Source organism: Actinocrispum sp. NPDC049592 (assembly GCF_040675465.1).
Classification (GTDB): domain Bacteria; phylum Actinomycetota; class Actinomycetes; order Mycobacteriales; family Pseudonocardiaceae; genus Kibdelosporangium.
Genome location: NZ_JBFAPA010000021.1, coordinates 31,555 through 52,108 on the forward strand (window position 1 = coordinate 31,555; position 20,554 = coordinate 52,108).

The 20,554-nt window shown below is 69.4% G+C and carries 22 protein-coding genes and 1 other RNA gene; 6 read left to right on the top strand and 17 right to left on the bottom strand.

Annotated features, from left to right (window positions below; genetic code table 11):
• Window positions 1-4 precede the first annotated feature (4 nt).
• From AB0J95_RS40365 to rnpB, 12 genes are all read right to left on the bottom strand, one after another.
• A complete protein-coding gene (locus tag AB0J95_RS40365; protein ID WP_364770271.1) occupies window positions 5-1,408 on the bottom strand; it encodes an RNB domain-containing ribonuclease in 1,404 nt (467 codons plus the stop codon).
• 286 nt (window positions 1,409-1,694) lie between these two features.
• Window positions 1,695-1,892, bottom strand: coding sequence for a hypothetical protein (locus AB0J95_RS40370; RefSeq protein ID WP_364770273.1), 198 nt, complete (start codon window positions 1,890-1,892; stop codon window positions 1,695-1,697).
• Window positions 1,889-2,365, bottom strand: a complete 477-nt coding sequence (locus AB0J95_RS40375) for a hypothetical protein (RefSeq protein WP_364770275.1) — start codon at window positions 2,363-2,365, stop codon at window positions 1,889-1,891. Before AB0J95_RS40375 ends, AB0J95_RS40370 begins: the two co-directional genes overlap by 4 nt.
• A gap of 13 nt (window positions 2,366-2,378) precedes the next feature.
• The gene (locus AB0J95_RS40380; protein ID WP_364770277.1) at window positions 2,379-3,374 is read right to left on the bottom strand and encodes an NlpC/P60 family protein; all 996 of its coding nucleotides are present in this window, start codon (window positions 3,372-3,374) and stop codon (window positions 2,379-2,381) included.
• A 2-nt stretch (window positions 3,375-3,376) separates the two neighbouring features.
• Window positions 3,377-4,015 carry a hypothetical protein gene (locus tag AB0J95_RS40385; RefSeq protein WP_364770279.1) on the bottom strand — a complete coding sequence of 213 codons (639 nt, stop codon included), beginning with the start codon at window positions 4,013-4,015 and terminating at the stop codon, window positions 3,377-3,379.
• Between the two features lie 11 nt (window positions 4,016-4,026).
• Window positions 4,027-6,039, bottom strand: coding sequence for a hypothetical protein (locus tag AB0J95_RS40390; RefSeq protein WP_364770281.1), 2,013 nt, complete (start codon window positions 6,037-6,039; stop codon window positions 4,027-4,029).
• Entirely contained in the window at window positions 6,036-8,873 is a 2,838-nt protein-coding gene (locus AB0J95_RS40395) for an ATP-binding protein (protein WP_364770681.1), read from the bottom strand. The genes AB0J95_RS40390 and AB0J95_RS40395 overlap by 4 nt, the downstream gene beginning before the upstream one ends.
• Window positions 8,874-8,994: 121 nt before the next feature.
• Window positions 8,995-9,441, bottom strand: coding sequence for a hypothetical protein (locus tag AB0J95_RS40400; RefSeq protein WP_364770283.1), 447 nt, complete (start codon window positions 9,439-9,441; stop codon window positions 8,995-8,997).
• Between the two features lie 4 nt (window positions 9,442-9,445).
• Window positions 9,446-9,718 carry a hypothetical protein gene (locus AB0J95_RS40405; protein WP_364770285.1) on the bottom strand — a complete coding sequence of 91 codons (273 nt, stop codon included), beginning with the start codon at window positions 9,716-9,718 and terminating at the stop codon, window positions 9,446-9,448.
• A gap of 564 nt (window positions 9,719-10,282) precedes the next feature.
• Window positions 10,283-10,765, bottom strand: coding sequence for an SRPBCC domain-containing protein (locus AB0J95_RS40410; RefSeq protein WP_364770287.1), 483 nt, complete (start codon window positions 10,763-10,765; stop codon window positions 10,283-10,285).
• Entirely contained in the window at window positions 10,762-11,085 is a 324-nt protein-coding gene (locus tag AB0J95_RS40415) for a metalloregulator ArsR/SmtB family transcription factor (RefSeq protein ID WP_364770289.1), read from the bottom strand. The genes AB0J95_RS40410 and AB0J95_RS40415 overlap by 4 nt, the downstream gene beginning before the upstream one ends.
• A gap of 211 nt (window positions 11,086-11,296) precedes the next feature.
• Window positions 11,297-11,686, bottom strand: an RNA gene (gene rnpB / locus AB0J95_RS40420) — RNase P RNA component class A.
• A gap of 163 nt (window positions 11,687-11,849) precedes the next feature.
• Between rnpB and AB0J95_RS40425 the strand changes: the two genes are divergently transcribed.
• Complete coding sequence (locus tag AB0J95_RS40425) at window positions 11,850-12,386, top strand: NAD(P)H-dependent oxidoreductase (RefSeq protein ID WP_364770291.1); 537 nt, start codon at window positions 11,850-11,852, stop codon at window positions 12,384-12,386.
• On the opposite strand, the gene AB0J95_RS40430 is transcribed toward AB0J95_RS40425, so the two are convergent.
• On the bottom strand, window positions 12,345-13,694 hold the full coding sequence (locus AB0J95_RS40430) for an FAD-dependent oxidoreductase (RefSeq protein ID WP_364770293.1): 1,350 nt from the start codon (window positions 13,692-13,694) through the stop codon (window positions 12,345-12,347). The genes AB0J95_RS40425 and AB0J95_RS40430 overlap by 42 nt on opposite strands.
• 89 nt (window positions 13,695-13,783) lie before the next feature.
• Between AB0J95_RS40430 and AB0J95_RS40435 the strand changes: the two genes are divergently transcribed.
• Window positions 13,784-14,341: a TetR family transcriptional regulator gene (locus AB0J95_RS40435; protein ID WP_364770295.1), complete on the top strand. Its 558-nt coding sequence runs from the start codon at window positions 13,784-13,786 to the stop codon at window positions 14,339-14,341.
• 5 nt (window positions 14,342-14,346) lie between these two features.
• The gene (locus tag AB0J95_RS40440) at window positions 14,347-15,099 is read left to right on the top strand and encodes a sugar phosphate isomerase/epimerase family protein (protein ID WP_364770297.1); all 753 of its coding nucleotides are present in this window, start codon (window positions 14,347-14,349) and stop codon (window positions 15,097-15,099) included.
• Here AB0J95_RS40440 and AB0J95_RS40445 read toward each other — a convergent pair.
• The 4 genes from AB0J95_RS40445 to cobC are packed head-to-tail and all read right to left on the bottom strand — an operon-like array spanning window position 15,049 to window position 18,699.
• Window positions 15,049-16,128: a bifunctional RNase H/acid phosphatase gene (locus tag AB0J95_RS40445; protein WP_364770299.1), complete on the bottom strand. Its 1,080-nt coding sequence runs from the start codon at window positions 16,126-16,128 to the stop codon at window positions 15,049-15,051. The two genes, AB0J95_RS40440 and AB0J95_RS40445, sit on opposite strands and share 51 nt — an antisense overlap.
• Entirely contained in the window at window positions 16,125-16,862 is a 738-nt protein-coding gene (locus AB0J95_RS40450) for a C4-type zinc ribbon domain-containing protein (RefSeq protein WP_364770301.1), read from the bottom strand. The genes AB0J95_RS40445 and AB0J95_RS40450 overlap by 4 nt, the downstream gene beginning before the upstream one ends.
• Window positions 16,859-17,683 (bottom strand): Nif3-like dinuclear metal center hexameric protein, encoded by an 825-nt coding sequence (locus AB0J95_RS40455; protein WP_364770303.1) that lies wholly within the window; start codon window positions 17,681-17,683, stop codon window positions 16,859-16,861. The genes AB0J95_RS40450 and AB0J95_RS40455 overlap by 4 nt, the downstream gene beginning before the upstream one ends.
• Window positions 17,680-18,699, bottom strand: coding sequence for an Rv2231c family pyridoxal phosphate-dependent protein CobC (gene cobC / locus AB0J95_RS40460; protein WP_364770305.1), 1,020 nt, complete (start codon window positions 18,697-18,699; stop codon window positions 17,680-17,682). The genes AB0J95_RS40455 and cobC overlap by 4 nt, the downstream gene beginning before the upstream one ends.
• Before the next feature lie 37 nt (window positions 18,700-18,736).
• On the opposite strand from cobC, the gene AB0J95_RS40465 reads away from it, so the two are divergent.
• From AB0J95_RS40465 to AB0J95_RS40475, 3 genes are read left to right on the top strand one after another with little or no spacing between them, the layout of a single operon-like run.
• Window positions 18,737-19,192 (top strand): low molecular weight protein-tyrosine-phosphatase, encoded by a 456-nt coding sequence (locus AB0J95_RS40465; RefSeq protein WP_364770307.1) that lies wholly within the window; start codon window positions 18,737-18,739, stop codon window positions 19,190-19,192.
• A complete protein-coding gene (locus AB0J95_RS40470; RefSeq protein ID WP_364770309.1) occupies window positions 19,189-20,010 on the top strand; it encodes a fructosamine kinase family protein in 822 nt (273 codons plus the stop codon). Before AB0J95_RS40465 ends, AB0J95_RS40470 begins: the two co-directional genes overlap by 4 nt.
• Window positions 20,007-20,552 carry a DUF1349 domain-containing protein gene (locus AB0J95_RS40475; protein ID WP_364770311.1) on the top strand — a complete coding sequence of 182 codons (546 nt, stop codon included), beginning with the start codon at window positions 20,007-20,009 and terminating at the stop codon, window positions 20,550-20,552. The genes AB0J95_RS40470 and AB0J95_RS40475 overlap by 4 nt, the downstream gene beginning before the upstream one ends.
• Window positions 20,553-20,554: the final 2 nt, after the last annotated feature.

Here is a 20,554-nt window from a genome sequence, read left to right on the forward strand (position 1 = left end):
CCAGTCATACCTGCTCGAACGACACTCTGCGTTTCAACGTATCCGCGTCGAGCAGTCTTACCCTGATCCGCCCGCCTTCCGGGAGATTCTCGCCACTGCACTTGGCGATGACCGGCGGATCGGGCAGGAAGACCTCCGCATTGCCCGACTCGGCGCGCAGCACCACGGCGTCGAACTCGGCACCGACCTTGTCCTTGAGCACCCACGCCTCGGTCTGGTCGAGGCACGCTTTGTCCACTTTGCTCGCCAGGCTGTCCGACCCGCCCATCAAGCCGGGCAGTTCCGGCAGCACGGCCCGGACCCAGTCGGGCACGGGCTGACCGGCGCACACCGCCAGGCAGATCTCCGCGCCGAACCGGTCCACCAACCGCCGCAACGGGGCCGTGACGTGCGCGTACGCCGCCCCCAACCCCGCATGCGTGGTCAACTCCGGCAACGTGCCATCGAACGACGTGTACCCCGCACCGCGCAGCAGCCGGGTCGCGTCCATGTAGAGCGCCAACGACTCCGGGCTGCTTGGGTCCACTTGGGACAGCATGACCGCCACGCTCGTCGTCCGTGGCCACGAAATCCCCAGCGACCGCGCCGACCGCCGGAGCCACTCGACCGCCCCATCGTCCGGTTCCGGCAACGTCCGCAGGACCCCGATCCCCGCCTCGATCATCAGCTTCGCCGCGCACATCCCAGTGAGCAGCGACATCTCAGCGTTCCACGCATCCACGTTGTTGCGCGGCCGCAGGGTCAGCATCCACCCACCGTTGCCGTCGGACGCAACTTCCTGCTCGGGCAGCTGGAGTTCCACAGCCCCACGACGAACCGCGTGCTCGCGCCGCAACCGCCCCAACACCGGCAACGCGGCCACCGACGGATGCGGATTCCCAGCATCGATCGTCGCCTGCACCCCGTCATAGTCGAACTGCGCCACCGACCGCACCACCGCACGACGGACACGCACGTCCGTCGGCTCGCCGTCCTCGTCCAGGTCGATCGTCCACAACGCGGCGGGCCCCGTCTGGTTCGGCAGCAGACTCGCCGCCCCCTCAGACAACACCCGCGGATGCAGCGGCACATTCCCATCCGGCAGATAGATGGTCTGCCCCCGCCTGCGCACCTCCGCATCAAGCGCACCACCAGGCACCACGAACGAGCCGACATCCGCGATCGCGTAGTTCAGCCGAAACCCGCCGCCGGCTCGCTGCTCGACATAAAGCGCCTGGTCAAGATCACGCGAACCCGGCGGATCGATGGTCACCAAGGGCAGATGCGTCGCGTCCTCACGCCCGTTGAGCTGGTGGTCCGCGATCGCCCGCTCCGCCTCCGCCAACGCCTGCTCGGGATACCCATCCGGAAGACTGAAGTCCGCACGGACACCGGTGAAGTCCATCCCGGTGCCGCGCGCAGTTTCCATGACGGCACCCTAACCGCCCAGTTAACCAAACGTGAGCCCTTGTTCCGTGTTAGACAAAACAAGCCCCGACAAAATCCACCGCCCACCCCCACCCTGCGCGTGCTCGCGTCACAGGGCTGCCCTTCGTGTCCTCTCCCTCCCGTATGGCCTGGGCGAAGCCGCACGCACCCAACCCAAAGGATCCGAAGGATCCCTTGCCCCTCTTGGCGGCCTGCCTAGCGGCGAGCGCACTCTTTTCCGCCCCGTCAGGCAAGGTCACCCGTCAGGCAAGCTCCGCCGAGCCGGTTCAGTCGTCCTCAGACCACCTACGGTCGGCCTCATCCGCGGCCTTGGTGCGTTCACGGGCGATCTCCAACGCCCGCTCAGCCGTCTCACGATCGGGATACGGACCCAGCAGGTCGGCCTTGCGGCAGGTCTGGCCGTGTTCCACCCGGTTGTGCTTGGTGCAGTAGTACCAGCCGGGGTCCGGGTTGGCATCGGTCATCGGGCGCTCCAGTTCTGCGGTGCCGGGAAACCGCGTGGTGGGGTGTCCTGCAGGTCGGCCGCGTGTTCCTGGGGGATCGGGTCGAGGCAGGACACCAGGACCTTGGTGTGCTCCGGGTCGGGGATGCGCTGGCCGTTGCGTGACCGGTAGACCAGCTCCCCGTCCCCGTCGATCTCCACGAGGCAGCCCACCTCGGCCAGCTGCTCCTCGTCGAGATCCACGAGCAACTCATACCTCGAAGGCACCACCCGGTAAACCGGCCAGGACAGATGCCCGAACGCCTGGTGGAACTCCGCCAGCAGGTGCGCCATCTGCTGCTGCCAGGCCAGCGGCATGCCCTCGGCCAGGGATCTGGGCAGCACCGCGTACCCGTCGACCACGGCGGGCAGGGGCCCGCCGGACAGGTAGTCCCGCAGCGGGGTGCCGGACGCCGGCGGGCCGGCTGGGCGGGGGATCGGATCGTGCGGGTACATGGCCATCCTCTCCTCAGACTCCCGGCCGCACGGCTTGGCGCACCAGTTCCGACTCGGTCCACTTGACCGGCCGGACGTGCACTGGCACCCCCGTCTGCTGGGCCTCGACGATTTTCCCATCTCCCAGATACATCGCCACGTGGTGAATGGTGACCGGATTGCCCGGGTCGTAGGCCCAGAACAGCAGGTCACCGGGCTGTGCTTGCTCCACGGGCATGTGCGCGCCCGCCCGGTACTGGTCCTTGGAAACCCTCGGAAGCAGTACACCGGCGGTCCGGTAGGACTGCAACATCAGGCTCGAACAGTCGTAGGCGTCCTGCGACGCGGTCGACGCGCCCCACAGGTACGGCTTGCCCTGCTGGGACAGCGCGAACTCGATCGCCTTGCCCGCGGCGGCGGTCGGCGGCGGCAGCAGGTTGCCGAAGCCCTGGCCGCAGCCGGTCGGGTCGGCGATCTGGCCGACGCTGCCGATCAGCGTGGCCGCCATGGCCTCCCAGCGGTGGTACCGGTCCGGGAACGCGGACCGCTCGACGTCCTGCGCTGAGTCGCCCGGCCGCTGATCCTTCCAGTTCGGCACCTTCTCCAGCACGTCGAAGAACTTGTTCACCGCGTACACCGGATCGGTGACCTGTTCGACCGAACCCCACCCCATCGAGGGACGCATCTGGAACAGGCCCTGCGAGTCGCGGTCGCCGTAGTGCACGTTGTGCAGCCGCGACTCGGTCATGCCCGCCTGGATGGCCACCTGCCAGGCCAGCGGCGGCAGGTTGCGCTGCTTGCCGATCTGGATGATCAAGGCGACGTGCTGCTTCTGCTCGTCGTCCAGCGCGGCCGCGTCGTCGCCGCCGGAGGTGCCGTCCGTCGAGACAGGACCGAGCGCGGCCTGGCAGTTGTACGCGGCCAGCTGGGGGTTCGTGGCCGACTGGACCACTGTGGTCACCGCGCCCACGGCGATGATGGCCCCGATGACGACAACGGCAGCGATCGTGAGCCACACCGCCGCGCGCATGGCTAACCCACCTCGTCGTGCTCGTTGACGCGCCAGCCGGCCGCCGTCTTGACCAGGGTGATGCTCAGCTTCTTGACGTCGGTCGGCACCTCGACGGTGACCGAGCTGGTGTACGAGTCGGGCGTGGGCTCGGCGTCGCCGATGAGCTTGGTCTGCGGGATGTTCTTCGCGTCGATCTTGGTGATCGTGGTGGCGAAGTACTCGTCGGTGGTCAGCGGCTTCAACGCGTCAAGCCACTGCTGCTGGCTCACCCCATCGTGTTTGACGAACGCCTTCGCCCAGTCCGTGGCCGTGGTCACCGCCTGCGGGTCGGCCTTGGCCGGGGTCTTGTTCTCCGACACCGACTGCCGGGTCGCGGTGATCGACGGCGACGCGGGCGGCGGCGGGATGACCCCGGTCGCGCCCTGCGACGGCGGCACCGCGGACGACGAGGCCGATGTGGACGCCGAAGTGGACGTCTCCGCCGAGGTGGTGCGTGCCTGCGCTCCCCCGCCGGTCACCCTGGGCAGGATGTACCCGAGGAACAGCACGAAAGCCAGGAGTACCAGGACCGACGCCGCGAGATGCCGGGGAGACCGCAGCGGCCATCCCCACAGCCTTCGGTACACCGCGGCACGGCCGCGGTTGGTCCGGATGGGCACTCCTCCTCCTCTCAGCGTATGTAGGCATCGGTATCTCGGGGGCCGTCCCTCAGGGGCATCCGGCGAGGTTGGGGGTTGTCCACCTCGAGGCCCCTGGACGGCCGGAAGATCACGTGGACCGGGCGGCCCGCGACCACTTCGGTCTCGGCGGGCCTTGGTCCCGGCGACGCTGGCGGCTCGTACACGGTGACGTCGTCGCGCCTGCGCGGCGTGATCACGTGGGAGGGCACGACGACCGCGTCCTCGCCCCGGTTCCAGCCGTTGTCCGACACGGGTGCCGTGTCCACGATGCGACTGCTGCCGTTGCGTTGGGCGGGCGGCAGCGCCCCGACCGGGCCTCGGGCCGGTGGTAAGCCCGGGTCGATATACCCCGGGCCGAGCACGCCGACGGCGGACGAACCGATCGCCGGCCGGCCGTACCCGGCGGTCGGCGGGGTGCGGTCCATGCGTTCCGCGTTGGCGGACACCGGGTTCGCCGCCTCCGGACGCGGCCGGTGGCCGTCCTTGCGCACCACGGGGTCGTCGTCCGACGCACGCACGTTGTCCCAGAACTCGTCCTGGGGTGTGCGCTGCTCGCCCTTGCGGCGGAACCGGGAGAAGATCCCCGGCGCCGCTTGGGGCATGGCTCCGCCCACGGCACCGACCGAGAGCTCGACCATCTGCCACATCCGGCGCACCGGCCGCCCGATCACGAAGAAGATCACCGTGATCAACGCCGCCAGCGCCATCATCGCGATCGGCGGCAGGTTGTCCCCCGCGTTGAAGATCGCGTTGAGCAGCAACACATGCATGCCCGCGAGGGCGGCGAGCACGAGCACGTTCAGCACGACCGCGGCGGCCGCGCGGGCCACCTTGCGCAGCAGGTCGTGGTACAGGATCGCGATCAGGCCGATCAACGGCGTGGCCAGCAGGAAGATCCGCAGCAGCACCTGGGCCAGCAGCACGCCGAGCTTGGCGAACAGCTGGAACAGCGAGTACACGATCCCCTGGAACAGCCCAAGGAACCCGGCACCGGTCCGGCTGCCGTCGCTGCCGGTGAAGTAGCCCTTGGTCGGGCCGAGCTTGTTCGCGATCTCCTTGTACTTGTCCTGCTTGGCTTTCAACGCGTTCGGGTCGACCGAGTCGGCGTTGTCGAACTTGGTCCACGCCTGCGCGTCCAGCAGCTGCGCACCGAACTGCTTGGCCTCCGGGGCGTCCGCGCTGCCGAACTCACCGCGCAACCAGTTCTCGTAGACGACCTTCTGGTGCAGCGCCTGCGGCAACGCGTGCTTGTCCCGCTCGGGTGCGTTGTCCGCCAGGAAACCCGCCTGCACCTGGGTCGTCTTGGTGAGGAAGCGTTGTTCCATCTCCTTGTACAGCGGGCCGACCAGGATGAACGACGTGGCCACCCACATCGCGGCCAGCGCCCACATTCCCCGGCGGGACACCGTGGCGAGGTCGCCCCGCCAGATGTACCGGAACAGGATCACCGCCAGGATCACCGCCGCCAGGCCGAACCACTTCACGTAGATGTTGTCGTAGAACAACTTCGTGGCGTTCTCGATGGCGTGGTCGAGCGGGCCCATCAGCTCGTTGTTGGCCAGCGCGTAGTGCAGGCCGTTCGTGGCGGCGACGAAGTTCTTGCCGATGTCGAACAGCTGGTTGCCCATCCAGGTGCCGATGGTCGTGTTCGGATCGGTGACGACCTTGCCGACGATCCCGCAGTTGTTGTCGTAGACGTGCCAGACCTGGCCCGCGTACGCGTACATGCCGTACGGGGTGTCCGGCAGGCCGTGTTCCTTGCGGGGCGCGTCGAGCGCGGCGACCATGCCCGCGGTCGGGCGTTCCGGGTTGGGGGCCTGGGCGCAGTCCTGCTGGGCGAAGGCGGAGGGGGAGAAAACGGCCAGCTGCAGGCCGACGATGCCGGTGACGATCAGGAAAGCCTTGCGCCGCCCCAGACCTCGGGGGACGAAGGAACGTCTCCGCCGCCGTCGCGCTGCCCAGTACAGCGCGACGGTGATCGCCACGAACACGACCGTGCTCATGCGGCGCTTTCCCGCCCTGACTTCTTGCCGCCGCCGACGGGTTGCTCGACTGGTTGTTCGATCGCCTCCTCGGTGAGGCCGAGCTCGAAGTCGGCCTCCAGCTCGAAGTCGGCGTCCGCTTCCGCGTACTGGGTGGGGGGCTCTGGCGGTTCGGGCATGGGCGGTGCCTCCTGCCTGGCTGCCTCGGCCGCGCCCGCGGAGTCCCGCAGCGCGTCCGGGGTGGTGTCCATGACCGCGCGGAACTGGTCCAGGTGCGGGCCGGAGAAGTCGGCCCGGATCCGTTCCACGCCACCGGTTCCGTCCGCGAAGACGAACTGCCGGGGAGCCCGGTCCCGCTCGGTCTCGGTGCGCTGCGCGGGCCGCCTGCCGAGGCTGGCGATCACCTGCTCGTAGCCCGCACCGATCGGGACCTTCAACAACCGCAACGCGTCCGCCTGCGCGGCGTCGTCGTCCAGCCGGCCGACGAACACCGAGTCCAGCAGCGTCACGAAACCCTGGATCTTCAGGAAGTCCGCCGGGATCTGGCTGGACAGCAGCACCCGGACGTTCCACTTGCGCGAGTCACGCGCGAAGCGGTTCATCAGCACACGCCCGGTCGGCACCTCGGACAGGAAGAACGCCTCGTCGATCCAGACGCCCTTGCGCAGGTCCTTGGGCCGCTCGTAGATCGACCTCTGGGTCAGCCAGGCCGCCAGGTTGAGCATCTCCACACCGAGCGACTCGGCGTCGGTCCAGTGCTCCCGGCCCACACCGTCCTTCGGCAGGGTCAGGCCGGCCATGGTCAGCACGGTCAGCCGGTCGTCGCGCGTCTCGTTGTACGGGTCGGCGTCGGCCTCGGGGATGAGCAGCGACATGCGCTCGCGCATCTCGTCGAGGAAGTCCGCCACCACGACGGCATGCTCGTGGTGCTCACTGGCGTCCCGGCGCAGGGCGTCGAACACCATGCCCGGGTGCGCGTCGAACCGGCCGCCCACGTTCCGGACGGCTCGCAGCAGCACGATCCTGGTCTGCGGCAGGCGCGCCACCTCGTAGGGCAGCAGACCCGACAACACGTCCAGCACGAGACGGCGGCGGGTGGCCGCGGCCAGCGCCTTCTCCCGGCGCCACGCGCGCTCGGTGTCCTCCTCGTCGAGGAAGTGCTCGATCAACGGCTCGGCGACCACCCGGTACGGGTTCAGGATCCCGGGCTGCGCGTTGAGCAGGTTGATCGGCCGTGCGTACGGCCGCAGCTCGGGCAGATCGCAGAGCCGGGCCAGCGGACCGGACGGGTCGAGGATCGTCCAGTAGGCGCCGGACCGCAGCGTCTTGTAGACGATGCCGCCGCCCAGGAACGACTTACCACCACCGAGACCGGCGACCATCGCCGTCAGACCCGAGGAGTCACGCAACTCCTGCGCCATCCACGGGTCCCACGCCACCGGCCGGCGCGTCGCCGTGCAGGTCTCGCCGAGCAGGATCCCGCGCCGGTCACCCACCTCAGCGGTCGCGGCGGGAACGGCGGCGGCAGCCCAGATCACCGAGCCTCGGCGCATGTACGCGGCCGAAGCCAACGGCTCACCCGGGATGAACTCCCGCGCCATCGCGTACTGGGCCTCGGGGTGCTCGATCGCGACCTTGGGCTTGTACAGGTCCAGCAGTTGCTGGGCAAGCCGGAGCGCGTCACGTTCGGTCGGACCGGACACCGCCAGGCGCCACCACGACCGCACACGCGTGCCCAGGGCGGTGAAGCCCGAGGTCATCTCGTCGTCGATCTCCAGCACCCTTGATGCCTGCCGGGCCAGCGACTGTGGCGGCTCCAGGCCGTGCTCGTCGGTGTAGTGCTTGACCTGCGAACGGACCTTGTTCATCTGCCGGGCCAGCTCGCCCTGCACTTCCTCGGGCCGCCGCACGTAGATCCGGGCCGACCACTCGACCGACGCGGGCAGCCGATCCGACTTCTGCACCCACGGGTCGTCGATCTCCGGGATTTGCAGCCCATGCATAAGTCCGACCGTCAGCACCGCGACATGCCGCGTGACCCCCGCGTTCGAGCCCGTCCGCCCGCGCACCGTGAGCGTCGGAGAATAGGGGTCCTGGTGGTAGTCGGCCGCGTCGGTGAAGCTGGCCAGGTCCTCGGGCTCCCACGCGGCGCCCGGCACGGCCGGGAGGTTGCGCGGCGCCGGCAGGCCCAGTGAGCAGGAGCGGTGCATCAGCCAGGAGATCTCCTCGGCCGTGGCCGGGCGGCCCTCCAGGCCCGCGGAGCCGATCACCTGGTCGAGGTGCTCCACCTCGCTGTCCAGCGCGACCAGCTCGGCGTCCACCGCGTCCGGGAAGATCTTGCGCAGCAACGGGGCGGCCCGTTCGACCGCCCTGTCCACCATGTTGCGCGTCTGCACCTGGACGCCGAGGTAGACCTCCTTCTCGGCCATCGAGCGACCCATCAGCTGCTGCTGCTCGCCGATCAGGTAATCGTCGAACGACATCGCGCCCGGGACATCGGGCAGCCGGCCGACCGCGTTGTGCACGTGCGCCTCGGCCCACATCCGGATCGGGTACGGCCGGGCGGTCACGCGCAGGTGCATCCACCGGCCGTGCAGCTCGGCGTACTGGCCGGCGATGGCCGCGATCAGGTCCTGGCGCTGCGAGTCGCTGCGGAACGACCAGCGCTGCGGCGCCAGCCGGTACCACGCGTACACGTCGTGGCCGGTGCGGATGAGGTGGCCATCGATGCTGCGGGCCGCGATCTCCGGCGTGTAGCTGGGCAACGACTGCTCACCGGGCAGCCGCTTGTTGCGCTTGGCCGCGGCCTTGGCCTGTGCCTTGCGGCCGGCCTTGGTGGCGGGCGGGGGCGGCATGTAGTGGTTCTGGGCCGTGGCCCGGTGCCGGTGGCGCTGCTGGCCGCCCGGCGGGAGGGCCGGCTGCTCGAACGGGTAGTCGTTCGGGCGCGGCTGCCTCGCCTGGTTCCGCCCGTCCTGGTCAGTGCCAGGCTTGCGCCGGCGTGCGAACACCGCTTACCTCCCGCCTACGGTCTTCAGATCGGCCACGTTTGCTCACCTTCGGACGCGGCCGCTGGCCGTTCACCCTTACTCTCGTCGCGCTCACCGCGCCACCCTGTCCGGCAGTGGTCTCCCGGGGAGCGGTCAGCTCCTTGCTCCACATCGTCATCACCGCGCCCAGCGGCCGTTCATGACTGATGCGGGAACAGATGAACCGGGTCAGCACCACCGTGGCCACCAGGGCCCACGCGGTGGTGAAGAAGCCGAAACCGAAGCCCATCCAGCGCTCCACGGTGAGCGACAACAGGAAGACCACGACGCCGACGCCCCACGCGACATAGCGGGCACGCCAAGGGAACGTCGCCTTCGGCGGCCCAAGCCATACCGCGTCGACGCGGTAAACCTCGTCGTCAGTACGTATCCGCACGCGATCAGGCCCGGAAAAGGCTGGCGATCCACTCGCCGATGTCCTTGCCGGCGCTGGTCGTCACCGCCAGACCGATGATCGCGAGCGCCACGACGACGCCGGCCAGCCGGCGCATCACGCCGGCGTTGTCGCCTTTGCCGCCACCCAGCCAGAGCAGCAGCAACGCCACCGCGAGCAGCAGCAGCGGCACCAGGTTGTTGAGGATCCAGTCGCGGACCCCGCCTGTGCCCAGGCCCTTCTGGTCTTGAGCGAGGGTGATCAGGGCCGTGGTCAACATCTCGAACTCCCAAATACGACGAGCGTCACGGGACCGCGTCCCGCTGTGCTTATCGAGTAGAACATGTCGGCTTCACGAGGTGTAGTGGTCGGCAAACGGACCGTAGATCCAGTTCGGCCTCCTGCTGGGCGGTCGGGTGCAAATGCCGGTGCGGATGACACTGGCCACCCCCATGATGGAGTGAGGGGCGTCGCTCCTGTGCAATGACCACCCGATTCGCCCAACATCCAGCGGAGTTCACCCGGCCGCGTAGGCACTACTTACCCTTGGTGCGGTAAGTCCCGGGCACGCTGGAGTCTAGCAACCACGTCATCGCCCGATCGGCGCAGTCACCCGTCACCCACAGGTGCCCCAAGCGGGGGTCCACCCTGGACAGATCCGCTGCTCCGCCGCCCGTTCAGGTGAAATTCGCCCCCGATCCGAGACGAGTTCGTAACCAGTTATGCACAGTAGCGCATGTGTCGAACATCTGTTCGATTGTCGCGGACCACGCTAGCACATCCGGAACAACGACAAAGAGGGCGAGGGCGCCCATGGCACCCCCGCCCTCCCGGCAGGCGTTACTTATGAGTAAAGCGACTTCCCGGTCTCCAGCAGGGTCTTAAGGTCCGACAGCACCTGCACCCAGCCGCCGCCCGCGTTCTCCAGCTTGCCGGCGACCTGGTCGGCCGTCTGCGGGGCGTTGGTGACGTCGTGGGTCAGGGTGAGGCTGCAGACCCCGTTCGGGCCCTCCTCGATCTCGTAGGTGAGCCTGGTGGCCGGTTCGTCGATCCACAGCGGGTTCCAGGTCTGCACCAGGCGGCGCGGCGGGTCGCACTCGATCACCTCGCCCTCCAGGATGACCTCGGGCGTACCGGGGTGTTCCATCATCTCCGGACTCGCGTACCCCTTGATGGCGCCGCCCGGCCGCAGGTCGTACTCGACCGGGGCCTGGTAGCCGTACTTCTTCGACCACTCCGGCGAGGTGATGGCCTCCCAGATGGCCTCGGGCGTCGCCTTGATGTAGACCCGGTGGATCTGAACGGTGGTGTTGGTGGTGGTGCTCATGGGTCCTCGTCCTCCAGTTCGGCCTTCAGGTCCGACAGCGCCGCGACCTGCTGCTCGGTGTACTTGTCGATCCACCGGTCATGGATCAGGCGGATGGGCACGGAGTTGAGAAAGTGCAGCTTCTCCCGCCCGGAGCGCCTGGTGATCACCAGGCCGGCCTCCTCGAGCACCTTGAGGTGCTTCATCACGCCGAACCGGGACATCGCCAGTTCGGACTCCAGCTCGGTCAGCGTGCGACCGTCCCGCGCGAACAGCAGGTCGAGCAGGAAGCGACGAGTCGGGTCGGCCAGGGCCTTGAACACCTTGTCGTCGTCGGTCACAAGACAAAGATAGGTGACCAAAAGGTCACATGTCAACCCGCGTGTCCCCCATTCGGCGCCCCCGTGTCCCACGTTCGAGCACCCCGAAATCTCCCGTGGCGGGGTCTCGGGGCGGACGAATGTGGAACACGGGGTCCGCGAATGTGGGACACGGGGGCGGCGAACGGGGGACACACCCCGGAGGAAAGGGGGACACGGCGGGGTGGGTGGGCGGATGAGCCGGCTTGTAAGCCGGATTCTGTACCCGGGCTCGCGCCCGGGTGGCGGCCATCCATCTGGGCCTGCCGTCGCCGGCCGGCTCGTGCGGCCTACCCGCAGGCTCGGGCGGGCCGCCCTCGAACACCTGCGCGGGCGCCCGTGGGCACCCTTTTTGGCCTTGCTCCGGGTGGGGTTTACCTAGCCACCCCGGTCACCCGGGGTGCTGGTGGTCTCTTACACCACCGTTTCACCCTTACCCGGGCCCGTGGGCCCGGGCGGTCTGTTCTCTGTGGCACTGTCCCGCGGGTCGCCCCGGGTTGCCGCTAGCAACCACCCTGCCCTGTGGAGTCCGGACTTTCCTCGACGGTCCCGCCAGGACCGCCGCGGCCGCCCCGCCGACTCATCCGCGGGAGCAATCCTATCCCACGGCGTGGAACCGGTTGCCCGGTCGTCGCGACCACTGCTCTACTCGGGCCGGTCAGCTGTTGCCCCCGACCGGCAGCTCAGATGTCCACAAGCGACGTGGGTCCACTCCGGACGCGAGGGGTCCGCGGGGAGAGTGAGTCATGGCCACGATCCTGATCGTCTCCGGCAGCCCGGCACCGGCCGCGCCGACCGGGGTCCTGCTCGGGCGGGTCTCCGGAATGCTTGCCGCGCAAGGACATGAAGTGCACACGCTGACCGTGCGGGACCTGCCGACGGTGGCGTTGCTGAGCGCGGACCTGCTCGACCCGAGCATCCGGCACGCGATGGAGCTGGTGCACCGCGCCGCCGGGATCGTCGTCGCCAGCCCGGTGTACCGCGCGGGCTACAGCGGCCTGGTGCAGTCCTTCCTGAACCTGCTGGGAAAGGACGCGCTGGCCGGCAAGGTCGTGCTGCCGCTGGCCACCGGCGGGACGCAGGGCCACCTCGTGGCGATCGAGTACGCGCTGCGGCCGTTGCTGACGGCCAGGGGCGCGATCGACGTCGTACCAGGGCATTTCGTGCCGGATACGGAGATCCACATCGAGCTGTCCGCCACCGCGAGCCTCGAGCTCGACTCGGCGGTCCGCCGGTTCGCGCTAGCGGTCACCGAACGTCCCGGCCTCGCCACGGCCTCCTAGGTACCCGTCCGGCCGGACCAGAACCGGTTGCGCGACAGGCGTTACCGGCTTGACGACGTGCACGTGGTCCGGCACATCGGCGGGCTGGTCGTTCGCCACGAGCACGAAATGCCCGCCGCGCAGGGCTTCGTACAGCCGGCCGTCGACGAGGTCCATGTCCGGCACGCGAACCGCGGGACCGTAGTGGATGCCGATGCCCGAGACCAGGCCGGCCGCCCGCGCCCCGACGTGCTTCATCAGCAACCCGCCGAGCGCGTTGCGCACGAACCGGCCCGCCTTCGACTTGATCATCGCGCCGCGGATCAACGCCCCGCTGCTGCGCAACACCATGCGCCCCACCGGGTGCCGCTCGGTCTGGTAGGTGTCCAGCAACGCGTCCGTGGCCCGTCCCCGCAGCACCGCGGCGAGCTTCCAGCCGAGGTTGGCGGCGTCCTGCAGACCGGTGTTCATGCCCTGACCGCCCGCCGGTGAGTGGCAGTGCGCCGCATCGCCGGCGAGGAACACGCGGCCCACGCGGTACTGCGGCACCTGGCGTTCGTCGCTGTGGAACCGGGACATCCAGCGCGGCGAGTGCATCCCGAAGTCCGTGCCCAGCGCCCGCCGGGTCACGTCCTTGATCTCGTCCAGGGTCAACGGGGTGTCGTCGGTGACCTGCTTGCGCCGGTCCCACGCGAAGACGCGGTACCAGCCGTCGCCGAAGGGCGCCACGAACGAGAAGCCTTCGCCGACCGCGTTGACGGTCACCGCGGACGCCGGATCGCTCGTCACCCGGACGTCGGCCAGCATGATCGACTTCAGCACCGACTTGCCCGGGAACGGCTGACCGATCAGCTGCCGGACCTTGCTGCGCACACCATCCGCGCCGACCACGTACTTCGCCGTGCGCGTGCCGCCGTCGGCCAAAGTGACGGTGACGCCGCCGGCGTTCTGGGTCAGGCCAACGACTTCGGCGCCGTGCTCGATCTTCACCCCGAGCCGGTCCGCCCGCGCCGCGAGCAGCTTCTCCACCTCGTACTGCGGGGTGATCAGGATGTAGTTGAACCGGCTGGGCAGTGCGCCCAGGTCCAGGTGGATGTGGTCGAACAGGCTCAGCTCGCGGACCCGCTGCCCGGTCTGGATCAGCTCGTCGGCCAGCCCGCGGATGTCGAGCTCTTCGAGGGTGCGGGCGTGCACGCCGAACGCCCGGGTGGTGTTCGCCTGCGACCCCGCCCGGCGCTCCAGCACGGTCACGTCCAGACCCGCTTCGGCCAGGTCACCCGCGAGCAGCAGACCAGTGGGACCGGCCCCTACGACCAGCACGTCAGTCATCTCGTCCTCCAAGTCAACAACTGTTGGCCAACACATGTTGACCCCAGTCGGGCTCGCTTGTCAACACTTGTTGGCCTACAGTTGTTGACATGAGTGAGGACAAGCCCAGGCGCTCCGAGGCGACGCGGGCCGCGATCCTGATGGCGGCCCGCGAGCGGTTCGCCAAGGACGGGTACGAACGGGCCACCATCCGGTCGATCGCCGCGGACGCGGGCATCGACCCGGCCATGGTCATGCGCTACTACGGCAACAAGGAGCGCCTGTTCGCCGCGGCCGCCGAGTTCGACCTGCGGCTGCCCGACCTGTCGGCGATCCCCCAGGCGGAGTGGGGCGAGCGGCTGATCGCGCACTTCCTGTGGCGCTGGGAGAACGACGAGACGATGATGGCGCTGCTTCGAGCGGGCGTGACCAACGAGGCCGCCGCCGAGCGCATGCGGACGATCTTCGCCGCCCAGGTCGGACCCACCCTGTTCAAGGTCGCCGACGACCCGGCCACCGTGCCCACCCGGGCGGGCCTGCTGGCCAGCCAGATCCTCGGGTTCGCCTTGTGCCGGTACATCCTGGGGCTGCCACCCGTTGTGGACATCTCCGCCGAGGAAGCCATCCGATGGATCGGTCCCACTCTGCAGCGCTACCTCATAGGGTGAACCTCATGCTCGGTTTCTCCACGCTCGGTTGCCCCGGTCTCCCCCTTCCGGCGGTCGCCGTCCTGGCCCGGAAGTACGAGATCCCCTTGGTCGAACTGCGCTGCGCGGACGACGAACCCGTGCACGTGGGCATCTCCAAGGACGCGCGAAAGCAGGCTTTGGAGGACCTGGCCGGGCTGCGGATCAATTCGCTGGCGTCGTACTACCGGCTTTGCGACGACCCGCTCGACAAGCTGAAGACCCACATCGAACTGGCGCACGACATGAACTCGCCGGCGATCCGCGTGTTCCCGGGCAAGTCGCCGGAGACCTCGATCGACCTCGCCGCCGAGCGGCTGGCGCAGGCGGCCGAGGTCGCCGAAGGTGTCACTTTGCTTGTGGAGACGCATGATCTCCTGCTGAAGGGCGCGGAGATCGCGGCCGTGCTCGAACGTTCGGGCGCCCAAGGCGTCGGCGCGGTGTGGGACGCCATGCACACCTGGCGGGACGGCGAAACCCCCGCCGAGGCAGGCGAACACCTGCGGCCGTGGCTGGGCGAGCTGCAGCTCAAGGACGCGGCGTCGGGCACGGACCGGCGCCCGCTCGTTCCGGGGACCGGGACCGTGCCCATCCGGGAAACCCTTGCCGCGGCACGGGGTTTCACCGGGCCGATCGTGCTGGAGCACGAGACCAAGTGGTACGCCGACGCCGCGCCGTTCGAGGAGTCGCTAGCCGCGTTCGCCCGGATCGTGCGAGGTGTCGTTGACCAGGCGGACTGACGCGTTCCCGTCCGGGTAGAACTCCACAATGGACAGTGACGCCAGGTCGAGGTGCAGCCGGAACAGCAGCGACGGCCCGGCGTCCAGCCCCATCCGCAGCAGCGACTTGATCGGCGTGACGTGGCTGACCAGCACGACCGTCGAGCCGCCGTGCGCGGCGATCAGCTCGTCACGGGCCTCGCGGACCCGCCGGTGCACCTCGTCGAAGCTCTCGCCGCCGGGCGCGGGCACCGACGTGTCGCCGATCCAGCGCCGGTGCAGTTCGGGATCACGTTGGGACGCCTCGGTGAACGTCAGCCCTTCCCAGGCGCCGAAATCGCACTCGATGAGTCCTTCGTGGATCTCGACCTTGCCGCCGACCGCGTCTGCCACAGCCTGCGCGGTCTGCCGGGTGCGCCCCAGCGGCGAGGAAACGATCGGCGTTGACGCGTCCACAATGGATGCCAGGCGGGCCGCGACCGCCGCGGCCTGCTTCTCCCCCAACGGGGTCAGCGCGGGCTCACCCCGTCCGGAGTAACGACGCTCGACCGACAACGGGGTCTGGCCGTGGCGCAGCAACAACATCCGCGTCGGCGTGCCTTTGACGCCGGTCCACCGTTGCGGGGTGGTGACGGGTTTTTCTTCCTGCTGCTTGCCGTCCATGGCCTCGTTGGCCAGCCGGTCGGCGTGTTTGTTGAGCTCGCGGGGAATCCACTCGTAGGTGATCGAACCGAACTTCGCGGCGAGCGTGCGGGCCTGCTGGGCCAGCGGCTGCATAGCCGGGTGCTTGATCTGCCAGCGGCCGGACATCTGCTCGACGACGAGCTTGGAGTCCATCCGCACGGCGACCTCGGTGGCGCCCAGCTCGGCCGCCGCGGTCAGGCCGGCGATCAGGCCGTTGTACTCGGCGACGTTGTTCGTCGTGATGCCCACGCTGGCCGCGCGTTCGGCAAGCACCGCATGGGTTTGCGCGTCGAACACCACCGCGCCGTACCCGGCGGGCCCGGGGTTGCCCCGTGACCCGCCGTCGGCCTCGACGATGACCTTCACAGGCCGGACTCCCCGGTCCGGATGAGGATCGCGCCGCACTCTTCACAGCGCACGACGTCGTCCGCGGCGGCCGTCTTGATCTGCGACAACGCGGTCCGGTCCAGCTCGAGCCGGCAGGCCCCGCAGCGGCGGGCGCGCAGCAGCGCCGCGCCGGTGCCCTTGTGCTCGCGGACCCGGTTGTACAGCGCCAGCAACGGTTCCGGGAAAACCGGCAGCAGCTTCTCGCGGCGGGCGGTGGCGCGCGCCTCCTGAGTGGCCAGGTCGGCGAACACCTCGTCGCGGCGGGACGCGGCGTCGGACACCGCGGCCTCGGCCTTGGCCAGCTCCACCTCGGCGTGCTGGGTGTCCATCTCCAGCGCCTCACGGCGTTCCATCAGCTCGAGCAGATCGTCCTCGAGCACGCCCTGGCGGCGCTGCAACGTGGCGATCTCGTGCTCCAGGTCGGTCATCTGCTTGGCGGCGACCGTGCCGGACTGCATCAGCTTGGCGTCCCGGTCGGCCCGGGAGCGGACCGCCTCGATCTCCTTCTCCTGGCGCTTGAGCTCCCGGTCCAGGTCGTCGAGCTGCGTGGTCACGGCGACCTGCGCGTCCTTCTTGACCCGGACGGTCTTCTCCGCCTCGGCGATCTCGGTGATCTCCGGCAGGGTGCGCCTGCGGTGGGAGATCCTGGCCAGCTCGGCGTCGGCCTCGGCGAGGTCCAGGAGCTGGCGCTGAACGGCTGGGTCAGCTTTCACGGCTGGTCCTCCTGGTCTCTGGCCGCGCGCAACGTCCAGGGGTCGGTGCGGCGGGTGGATACGTGAGTCTCGACGTTACCCCCGAACGCGGCGCGCAGGACGCCCGCCGCCTGCTCGCACCACGGCCACTCACTGGCCCAGTGCGAGACGTCGATCAGGGCGGGCGCGCTCACGGCGGAGTCGAGGTGTTCGCCGGTGACGTGGTGCCGCAGGTCGGCGGTGACGTAGGCGTCGACATGCGCGGCCGCGGCCTCGCCGAGCAGCGAGTCACCCGCGCCGCCACAGACCGCGACTGTCCTAATGAGACGCTTCGGGTCGCCCGCGGCGCGGATCCCGCCGACGGTCTCCGGCAGCCGGTCGGCCACCTGCTGGGTGAACTCGGCCAGCGTCATCGGCTCGGGCAGGTCGCCGATCCGGCCGAGCCCGGTCGGCCCTTCGCCGCTCAACGGGCGCCGTACGACCACACCGATCGCGGCGGCGAGTGCGTCGGACACCCCAGGGTTCGCCGAGTCCGCGCTGGTGTGCGCGCAGTACAACGCCACGCCCGCCCGGATCAGGCGGTGCACGACGCTGCCCTTGGGTGTACTGGCCGGAACGCCGTGCACTCCCCTGAGCAGCAACGGGTGGTGGGCGATGATCATCTGCGCACCGACAGCGACCGCTTCGTCCACAATGGACTCCACCGGGTCGACGCAGAGCAGCACCTTGTCCGCGGGCTCGGCGAGGTCACCGCAGACCAGGCCGACCGCGTCCCACGGTTCGGCCAGCTCGGGCGGGTACGCGGCCTCCAGCGCCACCACCACGTCATGAACCGTACTCACGCAACCTCCACCGGCCATGCCGACAACAACCTCGCGGTCTCGGCCGGCGGGCGCACCGCCAGCCGGACGTGATCCACCGACAACCCCGGGAACGTCTCACCGCGGCGGACGGCGATCCCCCGTTCCCGCAACGTTTCCCTCGTCTTGCGCCCGTCGGGAACCCGGATGAGCACGAAGGGCGCGCTCGGCTCGACGACGATCTCCACGCCGGGCACGTTCTTCAGCGCCGCGACGAACTCGTCCTTGTATTCCAATGCTTTCTCCGCTGCGGCGGCAGCCTCCGCGACCGCGGCGGGCTCACAGCAGGCCTGTACCGCTTCGAGAACCAACGTGCCCACTGGCCACTGTGGACGGTCCCAGGCCAGCTTCTCCAGCGTTGGCTTCGGCCCCAGCACATACCCGGCCCGCAGCCCGGCGAGCGCCCAGGTCTTGGTCAGGCTGCGGAACACGAGGACATCGGGATCGCCGGTCAGGGTCTCGGGTTCGCCGGGGAGGGCGTCCATGAACGCCTCGTCGACCACGAGCAGGCGCCCCGGCCGGGCGAGTTTCCGGATGAGTTCGGCGGGATGGGTGACCGACGTGGGGTTGGTCGGGTTGCCGATGACGACCATGTCGGCCTCGTCCGGCACCAACTCGGGCCGCAGCACGTAGTCGCCGTCCAACAGCACGCGGTGCACCGGCACACCCGCGTTCCGCAGCGCCACCTCAGGCTCGGTGAAACTCGGGTGCACGACCGCGGCCAGCCTCGGCTCGAGGTTCGGCAGCAACGCGAACCCCTCCGCCGACCCGTTCAGGACCAGCACCTCGTCGGCCCGCCGCCCATGCCGTGCGGCCACCGCCTCGCGCGCCGACACGTCGTCGGCCGCCGACGGATACGTCGCCAGCCGGTCCAAAGCCGCCGCCAACCGGTCACGCAGCCATCGCGGCGGTGCCGGGAGCCACACGTTGACCGCGAAGTCCAGCATGCCCGGGGCGGTGTCCTTGTCGCCGTGGTGGGTCAGGTCCTCGCTGGTCATCACGGGGATTCTAATGGGCTCGGTAGGGTGATCCCCCGTGCGCCTTGCCTTCGTCTGTACCGGGAACATCTGCCGCTCGCCGATGGCCGCGCTGGTGGTCGGCGAGTACCTGCGCCGCGCGGGCCTCGACGACGTCGAAGTCGTGAGCGCGGGAACAGGTCCGTGGCACGTGGGTGAGGCAGCGGACAGCAGGGCCCAGAAGGTTCTGGTGGACCACGGTTATCCCAGTGCGCACGTTGCCGCGCAGGTCGGCCGCGAGCATCTGGACGCTGATCTGTTGCTGGCCATGGACTCCGGGCATTTCCGGGACCTGCGGCGGATGGCCCCGGCCGCGGACGTCCGGATGTTCCGGTCGTTCGATCCCGCCGCGGACGCGGACGACCTCGACGTGCCGGACCCGTACTACGGCGGTCCGGGTGGGTTCATCGAGGTGTTGGAGTTGATCGAGGCGGCGGCGCCCGGGCTGGTCGAGTGGGTGCGGGAGAACCGGTGAGGGACCCGCGGGCGGCGGTGGCGGAGCTGACGGGCAACGAGGCCACGTCGGTGCACCGGCTCGGCGGCACGGTCTACGAGGTCGAACTCGCCGATGGAGACCTGGTCGTCGCGAAGTGGCACTCCGAAGCAACGGCGGTGCTGGCCGAGGCGAAGTCGCTGGACTGGATCGGCGAGGCGGCCGTCCCCGTCCCGGCGGTCCGGGGGCACAACGAGAACTGGCTGGTCATCGAGCAGATCGAGCCCGGCAGCCCGCAGCACGCCGAACAGCTGGGCCGCGATCTGGCCGAAATGCACCGCCTCGGGGCACGGAAGTTCGGCGAGCCCCCGCCCGACGGCCCCACGGACGCCTGGATCGGCCTGGCCCGGATGACCAACATCCCGATGGACACCTGGGCCGAGTTCTATGCCACCCAACGGATCGAGCCCTACGTGCGGCAGTCCGGCATCGACCCGGCGCCCTTCGACGAGGTCGCCCGCAAGCTCGAGGACCTGGTGCCGGTCGAGCCGCCCGCGCGGCTGCACGGCGACCTCTGGTCCGGGAACGTGCACTGGGCCACGGACGGCCGCGCCTGGCTGATCGACCCCGCGGCCCACGGCGGCCACCGCGAGACCGACCTGGCGATGCTCCAGCTGTTCGGGTGCCCGCTGCTGGATCGCGTGCTGGGTGCGTACAACGAGGTGTACCCGCTGGCCGATGGCTGGCAGAAACGCGTGGCGCTGCACCAGATCTGGCCGCTGCTCGTGCATACCGTGCTGTTCGGCGGCGGTTACGCCGGACAGGCGCTGTCCGCCGCGCGCGCCGCCCTGCGAGCATGATCGGCGTGCAGGCATTCGGCAGTGACGGGTGGGAATGGTTCACCGAACCCGCGGAGTGGACGCTGGACGACGACGGGCTGACGGTGCACACCGACGCCGGGTCGGACTTCTGGCGGACCACGCACTACGGGTTCATCCGCGACAACGGTCACATCCTCGGCCGCTGGACCGAGGGCGACTTCACGCTCCAGGCGACGTTCGCGGGCCAGTACACCCACCAGTACGACCAGGCCGGGATCGCGCTGCGGATCGACGCGGAGAACTGGGTCAAGACCGGCATCGAACTGGTCGACGGCCAGTACCAACAGTCCGTTGTGGTCACTCGTGGTGTCTCCGACTGGTCTGTCGTGCCTGTTCCCGATGCCGCCAATGTGACGATCAGGGCCACCCGCGCCGGCGACACCGTGACGGTCTACGCGGGCGGCACGATGTTGCGGCTGGCCTACCTGCCACCTGCGGTTCCGGTGCACGCCGGGGTGATGTGCGCGTCGCCGGACGGGCCGGGTTACCGGGTCAGGTTCTCCGCCGTGTCGCTGGGGTAGCT

What these genes read in the sequence shown, in the direction of transcription:
- AB0J95_RS40405 (WP_364770285.1), bottom strand. Translation starts at nt 9,718, where the DNA reads ATGTTGACCACGGCCCTGATCACCCTCGCTCAAGACCAGAAGGGCCTG.
- AB0J95_RS40365 (WP_364770271.1), bottom strand. Translation starts at nt 1,408, where the DNA reads ATGGAAACTGCGCGCGGCACCGGGATGGACTTCACCGGTGTCCGTGCG.
- AB0J95_RS40430 (WP_364770293.1), bottom strand. Translation starts at nt 13,694, where the DNA reads ATGACTGACGTGCTGGTCGTAGGGGCCGGTCCCACTGGTCTGCTGCTC.
- AB0J95_RS40395 (WP_364770681.1), bottom strand. Translation starts at nt 8,873, where the DNA reads ATGCCGCCCCCGCCCGCCACCAAGGCCGGCCGCAAGGCACAGGCCAAG.
- cobC (WP_364770305.1), bottom strand. Translation starts at nt 18,699, where the DNA reads ATGACCAGCGAGGACCTGACCCACCACGGCGACAAGGACACCGCCCCG.
- AB0J95_RS40410 (WP_364770287.1), bottom strand. Translation starts at nt 10,765, where the DNA reads ATGAGCACCACCACCAACACCACCGTTCAGATCCACCGGGTCTACATC.
- AB0J95_RS40390 (WP_364770281.1), bottom strand. Translation starts at nt 6,039, where the DNA reads ATGAGCACGGTCGTGTTCGTGGCGATCACCGTCGCGCTGTACTGGGCA.
- AB0J95_RS40370 (WP_364770273.1), bottom strand. Translation starts at nt 1,892, where the DNA reads ATGACCGATGCCAACCCGGACCCCGGCTGGTACTACTGCACCAAGCAC.
- AB0J95_RS40435 (WP_364770295.1), top strand. Translation starts at nt 13,784, where the DNA reads ATGAGTGAGGACAAGCCCAGGCGCTCCGAGGCGACGCGGGCCGCGATC.
- AB0J95_RS40375 (WP_364770275.1), bottom strand. Translation starts at nt 2,365, where the DNA reads ATGTACCCGCACGATCCGATCCCCCGCCCAGCCGGCCCGCCGGCGTCC.
- AB0J95_RS40475 (WP_364770311.1), top strand. Translation starts at nt 20,007, where the DNA reads ATGATCGGCGTGCAGGCATTCGGCAGTGACGGGTGGGAATGGTTCACC.
- AB0J95_RS40440 (WP_364770297.1), top strand. Translation starts at nt 14,347, where the DNA reads ATGCTCGGTTTCTCCACGCTCGGTTGCCCCGGTCTCCCCCTTCCGGCG.
- AB0J95_RS40425 (WP_364770291.1), top strand. Translation starts at nt 11,850, where the DNA reads ATGGCCACGATCCTGATCGTCTCCGGCAGCCCGGCACCGGCCGCGCCG.
- AB0J95_RS40380 (WP_364770277.1), bottom strand. Translation starts at nt 3,374, where the DNA reads ATGCGCGCGGCGGTGTGGCTCACGATCGCTGCCGTTGTCGTCATCGGG.